The sequence below is a fragment of the Bradyrhizobium sp. genome (assembly GCF_049519115.1).
Lineage (GTDB): Bacteria > Pseudomonadota > Alphaproteobacteria > Rhizobiales > Xanthobacteraceae > Bradyrhizobium.
The window spans coordinates 1-14,255 of record NZ_JBEKRB010000030.1 but is presented as its reverse complement, the minus strand read 5'-3'; the positions used below and the strand labels follow the sequence as shown (position 1 = coordinate 14,255).

10 protein-coding genes are annotated in these 14,255 nt (G+C 61.4%); 8 read left to right on the top strand and 2 right to left on the bottom strand.

Features of this window, described 5'->3' with window-relative positions; genetic code table 11:
- From ABSE61_RS21315 to ABSE61_RS21305, 3 genes are all read left to right on the top strand, one after another.
- Positions 1 to 1,635 carry a hypothetical protein gene (locus ABSE61_RS21315; protein WP_423873112.1) on the top strand — a complete coding sequence of 545 codons (1,635 nt, stop codon included), beginning with the start codon at positions 1 to 3 and terminating at the stop codon, positions 1,633 to 1,635.
- Positions 1,625 to 2,872: an ATP-grasp domain-containing protein gene (locus tag ABSE61_RS21310; RefSeq protein ID WP_423873111.1), complete on the top strand. Its 1,248-nt coding sequence runs from the start codon at positions 1,625 to 1,627 to the stop codon at positions 2,870 to 2,872. Before ABSE61_RS21315 ends, ABSE61_RS21310 begins: the two co-directional genes overlap by 11 nt.
- 166 nt (positions 2,873 to 3,038) lie before the next feature.
- On the top strand, positions 3,039 to 4,775 hold the full coding sequence (locus ABSE61_RS21305) for a CocE/NonD family hydrolase (RefSeq protein WP_423873110.1): 1,737 nt from the start codon (positions 3,039 to 3,041) through the stop codon (positions 4,773 to 4,775).
- A 34-nt stretch (positions 4,776 to 4,809) separates the two neighbouring features.
- Here the strand turns inward: ABSE61_RS21305 and ABSE61_RS21300 are convergent, their stop codons facing one another.
- Positions 4,810 to 6,411 carry an ABC transporter substrate-binding protein gene (locus ABSE61_RS21300; RefSeq protein ID WP_423873109.1) on the bottom strand — a complete coding sequence of 534 codons (1,602 nt, stop codon included), beginning with the start codon at positions 6,409 to 6,411 and terminating at the stop codon, positions 4,810 to 4,812.
- 237 nt (positions 6,412 to 6,648) lie between these two features.
- Between ABSE61_RS21300 and ABSE61_RS21295 the strand changes: the two genes are divergently transcribed.
- The 4 genes from ABSE61_RS21295 to ABSE61_RS21280 all read left to right on the top strand — a co-directional run bounded on the left by ABSE61_RS21295 (position 6,649) and on the right by ABSE61_RS21280 (position 11,823).
- A complete protein-coding gene (locus tag ABSE61_RS21295) occupies positions 6,649 to 8,208 on the top strand; it encodes a tetratricopeptide repeat protein (RefSeq protein ID WP_423873209.1) in 1,560 nt (519 codons plus the stop codon).
- A 108-nt stretch (positions 8,209 to 8,316) separates the two neighbouring features.
- Positions 8,317 to 9,096 carry a hypothetical protein gene (locus ABSE61_RS21290; protein WP_423873108.1) on the top strand — a complete coding sequence of 260 codons (780 nt, stop codon included), beginning with the start codon at positions 8,317 to 8,319 and terminating at the stop codon, positions 9,094 to 9,096.
- Complete coding sequence (locus ABSE61_RS21285; RefSeq protein WP_423873107.1) at positions 9,086 to 10,345, top strand: ATP-grasp domain-containing protein; 1,260 nt, start codon at positions 9,086 to 9,088, stop codon at positions 10,343 to 10,345. Before ABSE61_RS21290 ends, ABSE61_RS21285 begins: the two co-directional genes overlap by 11 nt.
- A complete protein-coding gene (locus tag ABSE61_RS21280) occupies positions 10,342 to 11,823 on the top strand; it encodes a pyridoxal phosphate-dependent decarboxylase family protein (protein ID WP_423873106.1) in 1,482 nt (493 codons plus the stop codon). Before ABSE61_RS21285 ends, ABSE61_RS21280 begins: the two co-directional genes overlap by 4 nt.
- 40 nt (positions 11,824 to 11,863) lie before the next feature.
- Here ABSE61_RS21280 and flbT read toward each other — a convergent pair whose 3' ends face one another.
- Complete coding sequence (gene flbT, locus ABSE61_RS21275; protein WP_423873105.1) at positions 11,864 to 12,295, bottom strand: flagellar biosynthesis repressor FlbT; 432 nt, start codon at positions 12,293 to 12,295, stop codon at positions 11,864 to 11,866.
- 341 nt (positions 12,296 to 12,636) lie between these two features.
- Here flbT and ABSE61_RS21270 point away from each other — a divergent pair.
- On the top strand, positions 12,637 to 14,255 hold a 1,619-nt coding region (locus ABSE61_RS21270), incomplete at its 3' end, for a DUF1522 domain-containing protein (protein ID WP_423873104.1).

Genomic DNA, 14,255 nt, shown 5'->3' with positions numbered 1-14,255 from the left:
ATGCTGAAAGGTAGCGTTCGATTCCAGGTGTCGGAGACGGAAGGCCTCGCGGGTCTGCCGCGATCGGCCTCCGCCATGGCGGAATTGTTCGCGCCGCTCGATTTGCTGCTGGCGGCCGGCGGCGATACGCGCCTGACGATCGACCCGGCGAGCGGTCTGAACGAATATGGCTGCCGGCCGTCGCCTTGCCCGGACACGCTGAGTTTTTCATCGAGCACAGCGACGTCGATTTCAGCACGCGCCTATGATCGCGCGAAAGCCGCGCGCGACGCCTTGATGCGATCGGCGATCGAGGTCGGGATCGAAGCCGCGTTCGACGCCCGCGTCGAGGCGATGCGGGACGAACTGAAGGCTCATCTTGGTCTCGCGCCTGATCTGGCCGACGTTGTGTTTTCTCCGTCGGGGACGGATTCGCAACTTCAGGCGCTGTTTCTCGCACGCGCGCTGCTCGGACCTCAACTCGTCACGATCGTGGTCGCCGCCGACCAAACCGGCAGCGGAACGGTCAACACGGCGCGCGGTTGCCATTTCAGCGTGGCAACGGCGAATGGAAACCGAGTTCAAAAAGGCGAACCGATTGCGGGCTTGGCCTCTGATGTGACGAGCGTCACGCTCCCGTTGTTCGATGAAGCCGGGCGGGCCCGCTCGCCTGCCGCCAACGATTCAACGGTGTTCGACGCGGTTGAGCGCGCGGTTGCAGGCGGCAGCAAAGTTCTGCTTCAGGTGATGGACTCCTCGAAATTCGGCTGGCGGGCGCCGAGCGATGAATGCCTTGAAGCCATCACGGCACGCTGGCCCGATGACGTTCAGGTCGTGGTCGATGCCTGCCAGATGCGGCTTGGCCGGCCTCGTTTACGAAAATATCTCGCGCACGGTTATCTGTTGATCGTCACGGGATCGAAGTTTTTCACCGGGCCGCCTTTCAGTGGCGCATTGCTGGTGCCGGGCCAGTTCGCTGGCCCTCTCAACGCGACCAGCGCCGTTCCGGATGGCCTTCTCGAATATATCAGTTGCAGCGACTGGCCGCAGGCCTGGCCGCTTCTGCGCGCGCGCTTTCCGGTCAGGAAGAATTTCGGTCAATGGCTGCGCTGGGAAGCCGCGATCGAGGAAATCGGCGCTTATTATCGCGTGCCGGATTCCTTTCGCAAAGCAGCACTCAAGACTTTCGGCCAAGCTGTCGAACACCTGATCGCCGCATCGCCCTCGCTCGAGCTCTTGCCCCGCGGACGGCGGGCAAGGGATGTTGCCGATGAAGAGATGGCCGAGCGCACGATCTTTTCGTTTGTGATCCGGCGAGGCGAGGGCATTGCCTCGCTTTCCGAATGCCGGACGTTATATCGCGCGCTCGCCGGCCATGCTGCGGCGGGCGATTTGAAGCCGGCGGCGCAAGCCTGCCTCATCGGCCAGCCGGTTGCCTTGGGAGTTTCTTTGGGACGCAATTCCTCGCCGTCCGCCGCACTTCGGATCAGCGCAAGCGCGCGGTTGGTCTCGGAGGCCTGGTCTTCTGACGCCAAGCTCGCCCATCATAACCTGCAACGCGCCATCGATCAGGCCGCGACTGCGATCGCCAATCTTGGATCCCTGCTCGTCGATCTGGACGGGCTCAAACCAATGGATGCATCTCATGGACGGTGAGAATATCGCTGCCGGTCTTGCGCGCTACCCAACCGCGGATCGAATCGGCTTTGCCAGGTTGACGACGATGGCATTCGAAGGCGCCGATCTGCGTCCTTTACGAGACCAACTGATCGGAAAGCTTGCCGACGGCACCGCAGGAGCGGGCGAGGGCCTCGACCTGTCGTTGATTGCGCAACTTCTCGGCGACAAAAAGACCGGAATGGCGATGCAGGCGGAAGTTCTCGCCTTTCATCAGCTGTATCGCTCGCCGTGTTCGTCGCAACAGCCGAAATTGCGGGTGCTGGCGCTGGCGGCCGCGATCGACATGGGCGGTAACACCCCGATCGAATTTCTCCTTGAAAATTCCGGCATTGAACTGCAGACGCTTTATGTCGTCGCCGGCGTCGATTTGCCGATGCCGCTTCCCGACCATGATGTGGCGATCGTGATTGCCTCGGATTCGGAAGAATGCGCCGACGCCCTGCGCAAGATCGATTCGATGGCGCCGCGCTGGCCGCGGCCGCTGCTCAATGCGCCCGGTTCTGTCCGTAACCTCGATCGCGACAAGCTGCACGGTCTTTTGCGCGGCATCGACGGGATCGAGATTCCGGCCACCCACGGCGTGGCGCGTGCCGAGCTGATGGCGATCGCCCAATCGCCGGACGATATTTCCAATATCGCGCCCGATTTAAAATTTCCGGTCATCGTGCGGCCGCGCGGTTCACATGCCGGCGTCGGACTGGTCAGGATCGACGATGGCGCGGCGATGACACGATATCTTTCCGAGCGGAGTGAAGAGGCGTTTTTCGTCTCGCGCTTTGTCGACTATTCCAGTCCGGACGGCCTGTTCCGCAAATACCGGGTCGTCTTCATCGACCGCAAGCCCTATGCCTGCCACATGGCGATCGCCGATCGCTGGGACATCTGGTATCTCAATGCGGGCATGACGCAGAGCGCGGAAAAGCGCAGCGAGGAAGAGCGCTTCATGCGCGACTTCGATTACGGTTTTGCGTTTCGCCACAGAAACGCACTTGCCGCTGTCGCTGGCCGTGTCGGCCTCGATTATTTCACGATCGACTGCGCGGAGACCAAAGACGGCGAGCTTCTGATTTTCGAGGCCGACAACACGGCCGTGGTGCACAACATGGATTCACCGGAAGTGTTTCCCTACAAGCCGCCGCAGATGCGCAAGATCTTCGATGCGTTTGCGGCTATGCTGGTTCGCGCCAGGCCGCGTCGCGAGCAGGCGGCTTAAGCTCCTTCGATCGAGCTACTCCCCAAACTCGCCTGAAAGTTACCGGCGAGGGCCGGAAAATCGGCCTTGCCGGTTGTCTTGCCGGTTGAAGAGATCCCAATCCGGCGCTTTGATCCCTTCGGTCAAAATCAAAAGCGGTCGTGAAGACCGCTGAAGGGAGCGCGTTATGACGGAGCCCGTCGAACAAGACAACATGTGCATCGACTGGGACGTCGGCATCGCCATGGACGACGGCGTGGTGGTCCGCGCCGATGTGTTCCGCCCCTTGACGCCGGGAAAATATCCGGTGCTTCTGACCTATGGTCCCTATGCCAAGGGATTGGCCTTTCAAAAGGGCTATCCCAGTGCCTGGCAGAATATGATCGCCGGTCATCCCGACGTCGCGTTCGGATCGACCAACAAATACCAGAACTGGGAAGTGGTGGACCCGGAGAAATGGGTGCCGCACGGTTATGTCTGCGTGCGCGTGGACTCCCGCGGCACCGGCCGATCGCCCGGTTACGTCGATCATTTTTCGCCGCGCGAGACGCGGGACTTTTATCAATGCATCGAATGGGCCGGCGTTCAGCCCTGGTCTAACGGCAATGTCGGCCTGAACGGCGTGTCTTATTATGGCATCAATCAGTGGCACGTCGCGTCGCTCCAGCCGCCGCATCTGAAGGCGATGTGTATCTGGGAGGGCGCGGCCGACTGGTATCGCGACATGACGCATCACGGCGGCATCGTGTCGACGTTCTGGGCCAACTGGTACGACATGCAGGTCAAGACCGTTCAGTATGGTCTCGGCGAAAGAGGACCGCGCAGCCCCGTGACCGGCGCGCTGGTCTGCGGCGACGAAACTTTTTCAGATGAAGAACTCGCACGCAACCGGTCGAGCTTCGGCGACGAGATTCTCGCCCATCCGCTCGACGATGATTACCACAGAGCGCGGTCGGCCGATTGGAGCAAGGTGACGGTGCCGTTTCTGTCGGCGGCGAACTGGGGCGGGCAGGGCTTGCATCCGCGTGGCAATTTCGAGGGATTTGTCCGCGCGGCCTCGAAACAGAAGTGGCTCGAATGCCACGGGCTCGAGCATTGGACGCATTTTTACACCGACTATGGCCGCGAATTGCAACGCCGGTTTTTCGATTTCTTTCTCAAGGGTGAGGCGAACGGCTGGGGCGACCAGCCGCGGGTTCAGCTTCAGGTTCGTCATGTCGGCAAATTTGTCGAGCGGCATGAGACCGATTGGCCGTTGCCCTCCACACGCTGGACAAAATTTTATCTCGAGCCGCGCCATCAAACGCTTTCCCTTGAGCCGCCGTCTGAAGAAGCCGACATCAGCTTTGCGGCCGATGGCGATGGGCTGACCTTCCTGTCGCCGCCGCTTTCGGAAGCGACCGAGATCACCGGGCCATTGGCGGCGAATTTGCGTATTTCTTCCAGCACCGAAGATGCCGATATTTTTGCCGTGTTTCGCTTCTTCACGGCGGACTTGCGCGAGATCACTTTTCTCGGCGCGATCGACCCGCATACGCCGGTCGCACAAGGCTGGCTGCGAGCCTCGCACCGCAAACTCGACGAGAAACTGTCGAAGCCCTATCGACCTTACCATAGCCACGACGAAGTGCAGCCGCTTGTCCCGGGCAAGCCCGTCGACCTCGCGATCGAACTCTGGCCCACCTCGATCGTCGTGCCGAAGGGATTCCGGATCGCGTTGAGCGTCCGTGGCAAGGACTATCAGTGGCAGGCGACCACGGGCGCCAAGCTTTCCAATTTCAAGAATGAATTATTGGGATGCGGGCCTTTCCTACACGATGATCCCCGCGATCGGCCTCGTAAAATTTTCACGGGAACGACCACGCTGCATATCGACCGGTCCGGCACCTGCAACATTCTGTTGCCGGTGATGCCGCCTCGATAGATTGAGGCGGGCGCAATCGCGGCCTCTGCGACTTTTATTGCATGCTGACCAGCGTCAGATCGATGAACCATGATTGCGGCGAGACGAATCCCTTGACCTTGGGGCTCATCGCGCGCGGGTTGAGATCGTGGACGATGTAAAGCCAGGGCGGATTGTCGACCAGCCGCTCATGGGCTTTGCGAAGCGCGGTTGAAATCGTCGCCGGGTCGCTCGCTTCGGCCAGCGTCGTCAGCGCGTCGTCGAAGGTGTCGTCTTTCCATTGCTCGAAGTTGAAGCCGTTCGGCGAAAAGTTGGCGGAGGAAAAATAGCGCGCCATGACGCCGACGTCGGAAGAGGGCGACGAGACGTTGATCACCATCGCGCCCTTCAGGTTCGGACTGTCGGGCGTGGCCCGCCCCGCATTGAGCAGGATCTGCCACTCGACGACGTCAAACGTGACGTCGACGCCGCAGGCCTCTTTGAGATTCTGCTGAAGGAATTCGTTCATCGGCAACGGCGACATTTGTCCCGAACCCGAGGTCGAGATCATCGCCTTGAAGGCGAGGGGTTTTTCCGGCGTGAAGCCTGCTTCCGCGAGTAGATTCTTGCCTTTGGTCGGATCGAACGTGTAGCGATTTTGCGGCGTCCCGAAATTCGGATCGCTCGTTTTGAGCCAGCCCGCGGAGGGCTCGGCCGTGCCGTTGAGGAGTGTCACGAGGCCGTCGCGGTCGATGCAATAGTTCAGCGCCTGCCTCACGCGCACATCCTTGAATGGGCTTGCTGCCGCGCCGATATTGTAGAACCACGGCCAGACATGCGGATAAGAGCCCGTCGTGATGTTGAAGCTGGCGGCTTTCAGCGACGCAATTCCGTCCGCCGGCGGCACCTCGATCCAGTCGACCTGGCCGGAGCGCAGCGCGGCAAGCCTTGTATTGGCTTCGGGGATCGGCATCAGCACGAGATGATCGAGCTTCGCCTTCTTGCCCGCATCCCAATATCCATCCCAGCGGTCGAGATCGACTTCCTGTCGCGGAACGACCTTGGTGATACGGAACGGCCCGGTGCCGGCGGCGGGCAACGTCGCGACCTTGCTCCAGTCGTGTCCAGCTTTCTCGAACGAGGCCGGCGACGTGAAAAGGATGTAGACCGCCATATAGGGGAAGTAGGAAGCCGGTTTGGTCGTGGTGATCGCAACGGTGCTGTCGTCGACCTTCTTGTAGGACGCGAGCAGGGGCGCGCGGGCGCGCGTGATCGCGGCGCCCGGTAGCTCGTATTGCGGGCTGTCGTTCTTGAAGTAGCGATCGAGATTCCAGATCACGGCGTCGGCGTTGAAATCCGTGCCGTCATGAAACTTCACGCCGCGACGCAGATGAAAGATCCAGGTCTTGTTGTCGTCGGGCGACTGCTCCCATTTCTCGGCCAGCCCCGGGCGCAGATCCGCCAAACGATCGGTGCGGGCTAAGTCCCACAGCACGAGGCCCTCGAAAATCGGATAGCCGAGGAAACGCATGCCCTCGAAACCGTTGTTGGGCATGCCCGTCGTCGTCGGGATGTCGGAGGCGGTCATGGCGATGCGAAGGGTGGTTTCGGCACTCGCGGGTGGCGAGCCGATGAACGCCAGCACGGTGGCGACAGGGAAAATCCGGAAAAAACGCATGGGCCTCACCTGTTGTCATGGGAGTGTTACGGGCGTGCGATGCAAGTTGCGGACCAGATAAGCGACAGCGGCCGGTTGGTTCGGCGGCGCGCGCGGTGCCAGCCGAATGAGTCCGAAAATGATAGCCTTCTCAGCGGCAAATGATTCGAAGGCCGCGGTCGCGCGTTGCGAAAGCCGCTGAATGTTTGATGCCGGAGGGTTACCTTGTCTGCTCAATGGAAAAGCGCCTTGGCGCGAATGCCGAACCTGGCGCGCTTGCAGCGGCAGGCGGTCAGTGCGTTCCAGCAGGGTCATTTCGACAAGGCCGAAAGGTTGTGTGCCGCGATACTCGAATATCGAGGCGACGATTTCGACGCGCTGCATCTGTCCGGCTTCATCCAACTGCAACGCGGCCGGAATATCGAGGCCATCGGCTTTCTGACGAAAGCCGTGAAGGTCAATGGCACCTCGATCGACGCGTTGTCGAACCTTGGCCTCGCACTCCAGAATGTGGGGCGCTTTGAAGAGGCCATCGCGCACTATCGCAACGCGCTGGCGCTGGTGCCGAGTCATCCCGAAATTCTTTACAATCTCGGCAACGCGTTTCTTGCGCTGGATCGCATCACCGAAGCGCTCGCGAGCTACGATGAAGCGCTCGCGGTCAACCCCTCGCATGTCGGCGCGCGCGTCAACCGCGGTAACACGCTATTGCGGTTCAACCGGCCGGCGGACGCGCTCGCGAGTTACGACAGCGCGCTCGCGCTGATGCCCGACCATCCGCAAATCCTGACCAATCGTGGTCATGCGCTGCGTAGGCTTGACCGGCCACAAGAGGCGCTGATCAGCCTTGAGGCGGCGCTCGCCAAGAGCCGGGATTTTCCCGAGGCTCATTTCGAAGCAGCGCTCGCACATCTCACGCTCGGCGACTTCAAGGCGGGCTGGAACGCGTATGAGTGGCGCTGGAAGACCGGCGCATTTGCCGACAAGCGCCGCGCGTTTCGTCAGCCGCTGTGGCTCGGCAACGCGCCGCTGGCCGGCAAGACCATCCTGCTGCATGCCGAGCAGGGGTTTGGCGATACGATTCAATTCATCCGCTATGCGCCGCTGCTCAAAAATTCCGGCGCGCGCGTCCTTTGCGAGGTTCAGCCGGAACTGATGTCGCTGCTGGCGCCATTCGACGGCATCGATCTCGTCGCCAAAGGCGCCGCGCTGCCGCCTTTCGACCTGCATTGCCCGTTGCTTTCATTGCCGCTCGCCTTCGGTACTGAGCCTGAGACCATCCCCGCGGAAGTTCCTTATCTCAGCGCGCCGGCAGAGCGCGTCGCGTACTGGCGCGACCGCCTTCCGCCGGGATGCTTGCGCGCCGGCTTTGTCTGGTCCGGCTCGCGCGCCCACAAGAACGACGCCAATCGCTCGATCGCGCTTTCGCGGTTCGGTCAGCTGTTTGCGAACCTGCCGTTCTCTTGCTTTAGCCTGCAACGCGAGATGCGCGATGCCGACCGTGAAGTCTTGCAGCGGCTGCCGGGCCTTGTCGATCTCGGGCCTCAGCTTTCCGATTTCGCGGAGACCGCCGCTGTCATCTCGTTGCTGGACATCGTGGTTTCGGTCGACACCGCGGTGGCGCATCTGGCCGGCGCGCTCGGCAAGCCGGTCGTGATCCTGCTGCCTCACGCAGCGGATTTTCGCTGGATGCGCGACCGTGACGACACGCCCTGGTACCGAAGCGCGAAACTGGTGCGGCAGCCGGCCTTTGGCGATTGGGACGGCGCGATCGGCCGGCTGGCCGATGAATTGCGCGGGATTTTGTTGCAAAAATAGGGGAGTCCGGAGCCATTAGGATTTCGTTAACCACGTCTGTTTACTGATTGGTGACGATTGCGGCCATGAACGTAGCCCGAAGTGGGCCCAAGCCGCAGGGAGCGCCTCATGACCGAGCAAATTCACCTTGTGGTGGCCACGCCCTGTTTCGGCGGCCAGGTTTCCACCATCTACGTCAATTCCATCTTCGCCTTGCAGCGCGCGGTGCGGTCGCTGTCGAATGTGCGACTCAAGATCGAACTCCGCGACGGCGATGCGTTGATCACGCGCGCCCGCGCCAACCTGATGACGTCGTTTCTCGACGATCCCACCGCCACGCATCTTCTGTTTGTCGACGCCGACATCGGCTTCACGCCCGACCAGGTATTCCGCCTGATCGAGTCCGCGGCGGATGTCGTGGCCGGTGTTTACCCGATCAAGCGCGTCAACTGGGAGAAGGCGCAGCGCGCTTTTGCGGCGGGACGGCCGAATGTGCCGGCGGCTTCGCTCGACTATGTTCTCGAGATCAACGATCCCGATCATGTCGCTGTCGTCAACGGCTTTACGCGGGTCCGCTACGCCGGGACCGGCTTCCTGATGATCCGCCGTCACGTCTTCGAAAAGATGTGCGCGCATCCGGACTATGCGCCGCTGCAATTCCTTCGCGAGCATTCGCTTGACGCGTTGGCTGGAAGCCCGAACCGCTTTGCGCTGTTCGAATGCATGATCGATCCAGCGACCGGCACGTATCTCAGTGAGGATTTCGCTTTCTGCAAACGCTGGACCGATATCGGCGGTGAAATCTGGGCCGATCTTCAGAGCTCCCTCGATCATGTCGGGCCGTCTGTATTTCGGGGCAATGTCGCCTCGCAGTTTGCAAACCCGGCGCAGGCGAGCGATGCAGCCTGAAGCAGCACTTTCACCTCGAACCGGCGTTCCCAGGCCGCGCCATGCCGAGCATATCGGTCTTGCCAAACTGACGAGAGCGTTCGAGGCCGGGCATGACCTTCGCCCGTTATGGCGGCGATTGATTGCGCGCCTGCTCGACGGCAGCATCGAAGCCGGGGAGGGGCTCGATCTCGCGCTGATCGCGCAACTGCTCGGCGACAAGGAAGCCGGCCTTGCCATCCTGCAGACGATCCTCGCTTCGCATCAATTGTTCCGATCGCCCTGCGCGGCAAGACCTCCGCGTTTGCGGGTTCTGGCGCTGGCGGCCGTCACCGATATTGGCAGCAACACGCCGATTGAATTCTTGCTCGAAAGCAGCGGCATCGAATTGACCACGCTTTATGTGATGCCCGATATCGACTGGCCCGACTGGCTGCCCGATCACGACGTCGCCATCGTGATCGCGTCCGACTCGGACGATTGTCGTATCGCGCTGGAAAAAATCGCTCGCGCGGCGACGAACTGGCCGCGGCCAATCCTCAATCCGCCCGAGCTCGTCGGCCAACTCGATCGCGACAAGCTGCACGGTCTGCTTCGTGGCATCGACGGGCTTGAAATACCGCAAACGACAGGCGTGGGCCGCGCGCAGCTTTTGCAATTATCACAATCAGCGCTCGCACTGTCCGACGTCGCTTCCGATCTTGCTTTTCCGATCATTGTGAGGCCGCGCGGCTCGCACGCCGGCAAAGGTCTTGCAAAACTCGACGATATGAGCGCGATCGAACGTTATCTCGGCGAACATGCGGAAGACCTGCTTTTCGTGTCGCGCTTTGTCGACTACTCTAGCGACGACGGTCTGTTCCGGAAATATCGCATCGTCCTGATCGATGGACAGCCCTATGCGTGTCATCTTGCGATCGCCGATCGCTGGGATATCTGGTATCTCAACGCAGGCATGGCCCAGAGCGCGGACAAGCGCCGCGAGGAACAGACGTTCATGCAGGCGTTCGATGCCGGCTTTGCGCAACGTCATCGCGCGGCGCTGTCGGGTCTGTCGAAGCGCATCGGGCTTGACTACTTCACCGTCGATTGCGCCGAGACCAGAGATGGATCATTATTGATCTTCGAGGCCGACAACACGGCGATCGTCCATGACATGGACCCGCCGGATGTCTTTCCCTACAAGGTGCCGCAGATGCGAAAAGTCTTCGATGCATTCGCTGCGATGTTACACCGCCGCGCCGGACGCTCCAACGAGGCGGCGGCGTGACCACGTCGCCGGCGGAGCGATCGCCAACGGTCGGGCCCAGCGAAACGCTCGATCCATCGAACTGGGACGATGTGCGCGCGCAAGCGCATCGCATGCTCGATGAGGCGATCGACGCCATCGCCAATATTCGAGAGCAGCCGGTCTGGCGCCCGATCCCGGACGACGTTCGTGCGCGGTTTCGCGCCAAAATTCCGAGCCAACCTTCCGATCTCGGCGAGATCTATCGCGAATATTCGCAATTCATCGCGCCCTATGCGACCGGCAACGTGCATCCCGGCTTCATGGGATGGGTGCATGGCGGCGGCACGGTGGTCGGCATGCTGGCGGAGATGCTCGCGGCCGGGTTGAACGCCAATCTCGGCGGCCGCGATCACGTGCCGATTGAAGTTGAGCGTCAGATCACCGAATGGACGCGGACGCTGCTCGGCTTTCCGGAAGGCGCGAGCGGCGTCTTCGTGACGGGAACGTCGATGGCGAACCTGATGGCGGTGTGGGTGGCGCGGACGGCGGCGCTTGGACCTTCCACGCGCGCGAGCGGTGTCGGTGGCGAGGGCGCATTGCTGACGGCCTATACATCCAAAGCCGCGCACGGCTGCGTTTCCAGGGCGATGGATCTCGCGGGCTTCGGCACCGACGCGCTGCGAAGTCTGCCGTTCGATCGTTCGCATCGCGTCGATGTGGGAGCGATGCGCGCGCAGATCAAACGAGATCGCGAGATCGGCTTGCAGCCTTTCCTCGTGGTCGGTTCGGCCGGCACCGTCGATGTCGGCGCGATCGACGATCTCGCTGAATTGAGCGCGCTGTGCCGCGAGGAGAAACTCTGGTTTCACGTCGATGGCGCCTATGGCGCGCTCGGCGTTCTCTCGCCGGCGTTGGCGCCGCGTCTCGCCGGATTGGAGACTGCGGATTCCGTCGCGCTTGATTTCCACAAATGGGGACAGGTGCCGTACGACGCCGGCTTTCTTCTGGTTCGCGATAGTCAACGTCATCTCGATGCCTTTGCCGTTCCTGCGGCCTATCTGCGGCGCGAGACCCGAGGACTCGCCGCGGGCTCGCCATGGCCGTGTGACCTCGGGCCGGATCTGTCGCGGGGATTCAGGGCGCTGAAGACCTGGTTCACGCTGAAGGCGTTCGGCACCGAAAAACTCGGCGCCATGATTGAGCGCACCTGCCGGCTGGCGCATTACCTCGAAACGAAGGTTTCAGCGGAGCCGCGGCTCGAACTGATGGCGCCGGCTCAGCTTAATATTGTCTGCTTCCGTTATCGCGCGGAAGACGCCGATGGCGTCAACAGCGAGATCGTGGCTGATATCCACGAGTCCGGCATCGCGGCGCCGTCGACCACAACGCTTAACGGAAAGCTCGCGATCCGCGCCGCCATCGTCAATCACCGTACCGACACCGGTGATCTCGATGCGCTTGTTGCGGCTGTGCTTGAATTCGGCGCGCGGCGCGCTTCGGATAACTGCGCGGCGTGAAGCCGGCGGCGTTATGCCGCCAAAACCTCAGTCCATCATATCAGGCGGAGCGCCGCTCTTCAGCGATAGCGTCGTCCTGCTTGTCGCGCGCCGAATCCAGAAGCGTCTTCTCATAGGCGACAAGCTTCTTGGCTTCCTTGAGCGCGTGATAGAGTTCGCCGTTCAGGATGTTGGTGTTGATGTTCTCGATCAGCGGCCACGTAGTCGGGGCGACGGTGACGAGTTCGCGCATTAGGTTGAAATAAGTGCCGTGATCGACCTGCGGGTCCGGCGAAATGTACATCAACTGCACCGCCAGATAGATCAACTTGGCCGGTGTGTCGGCGGTTTCCGGGGTCAGAATGTCTTTTTCGCGCAGGATCGGGATCTTCTCGCCGTCGATCAATAGCCGGGCGCGTTGATCGGTATTGGTGATCACGCAATTGCCGATGATGATCCGTTCGTGTGGCTTGAGCTCGACCTTCAACGCCATGCCTGTTCTCCGCTGTCGCCTGTTGTGATTGGATTTGCGCGATCGGACGCTCTCAACGCACCAGCGACGGACTCCAAACGATCGCGGCCGTATCCACTCTTCCCGAGTCGCTATTAACAAGTCGTAAACGCGATAAAGCCTTCAAAAAATCTTTAATTTTATCAATGGCTTGCCGGACGGGCCGGATGGTAAAAAAAGCGTTTTTATCGTTGTTTTTCAAGCATTTGGTTGAATTTTGGATATCCGATTCATGTTTTGTTAGATGGCTTGCTCGCACGTTGCCTGGGTAATCCGGCCTGAAGGGTCGGAATGCGTTTGATAAAACCAGAAAGGTAACAGCTATGTCCGGTATCGTTCTTTCGGCGTCAGTTCGCCAAAACCTCCTCTCCTTGCAGTCGACGGCAGCACTGCTCGCGACGACCCAGAATGACCTCGCCACTGGCAACAAGGTCAACTCGGCCCTCGACAACCCGACCAACTTCTTCACCTCGCAGTCGCTGAACAACCGCGCTTCCGACATCAGCAACCTGCTCGACAGCATCGGCAACGGTGTGCAGGTGCTTCAGGCCGCCAACACCGGCATCACCTCGCTGGAAAGCCTGGTGCAGAGCGCCCAGTCGGTTGCCAACCAGGCCCTGCAGACCACGGTCGGCTATTCCTCGAAGTCGAGCTTCACGGTGGCGCTGGGGTCAGGCGCGACCGCAGCCAACCTGTTCGGCGGTTCCACGTTCTCGGCCTCGACCCTGACCGGTCTGGCTGTTGACACCACCGCGACGACCGCGACCGCGATCACGGGTACGACCTCGCTGACGACGGCGAGCAACTCCAATGCCATCACCGCGACGATCGCCAATGGCGACACGCTGACGGTTGACGGTCATCTCATCACGTTTGCCACGGGTGCACCTCCGACCACGGCGACGGTGACGGCGGATTCCGGCGTTGTGGCCGGCAACACCAACGTCACCACCGACGGCAATGGCGACAGCACCATCTATCTCAACAGCGGTGCAGCCAGCATCGGCGACCTCTTGGAGGCTGTCGATCTCGCCACCGGTGTCAAGACAGCGACGATCTCGGGTGGTGCTGCCACCGCGACCACCACGACCGGCGATACCGCCGCAACGGTGGCTTCCGGCAAGCTCACGATCTCAACCGGTACGACCTCCGACCTGACCATCAGCTCGAGCAATACGAGCCTGCTGGCTTCGCTCGGCATCGGCAACGGCAGCGCGACCACGAGTCTCGCACGTACGGCCGCTTCGGGCTCCAGCCTTGCTTCCGGCACGGTTCTGGACATCGCCGCGGTCGGCGACGGCACGGCGACCAACATCACGTTCGGCACCGCCGCCAACCAGGTCAGCAACCTCAACCAGCTCAACACCGCGCTGGCGGCGAACAACCTGCAGGCAACGCTGGATGCCAACGGTAATCTGACCATTCAGACCGATAACGACAACGCCTCGCAGACGATCGGCTCGCTCACGGGCAGCACCAACATCTTCTCCGGCCGGACCGCTTCGGCTCCGGTTGCGGATCCTGCCGCACAGGCCACCCGCGCCGGCCTGGTGACGCAGTACAACAACATCCTGTCGCAGATCACGACCACTGCGCAGGACTCTTCGTTCAACGGTGTCAACCTGTTGAACGGCGACTCGCTGAAGCTGGTGTTCAACGAGACCGGCACCTCCACGCTGAACATCACGGGTACGACGTTCAATGCGGCGGGCCTCGGCCTTGCCAACCTGACGGCTGGAACCGACTTCATCGACAACGCCTCGACCAACGTCGTGTTGACGTCGCTGCAGAACGCCTCCAGCTCGCTCCGGGCGGAGGCTTCGAACCTCGGTTCGAACCTGTCGGTGGTGCAGATCCGCCAGGACTTCAACAAGAACCTGATCAACGTGCTGCAGACCGGTGCGTCGAACCTGACGCTGGCCGATCCGAACGAGGAAGCGGC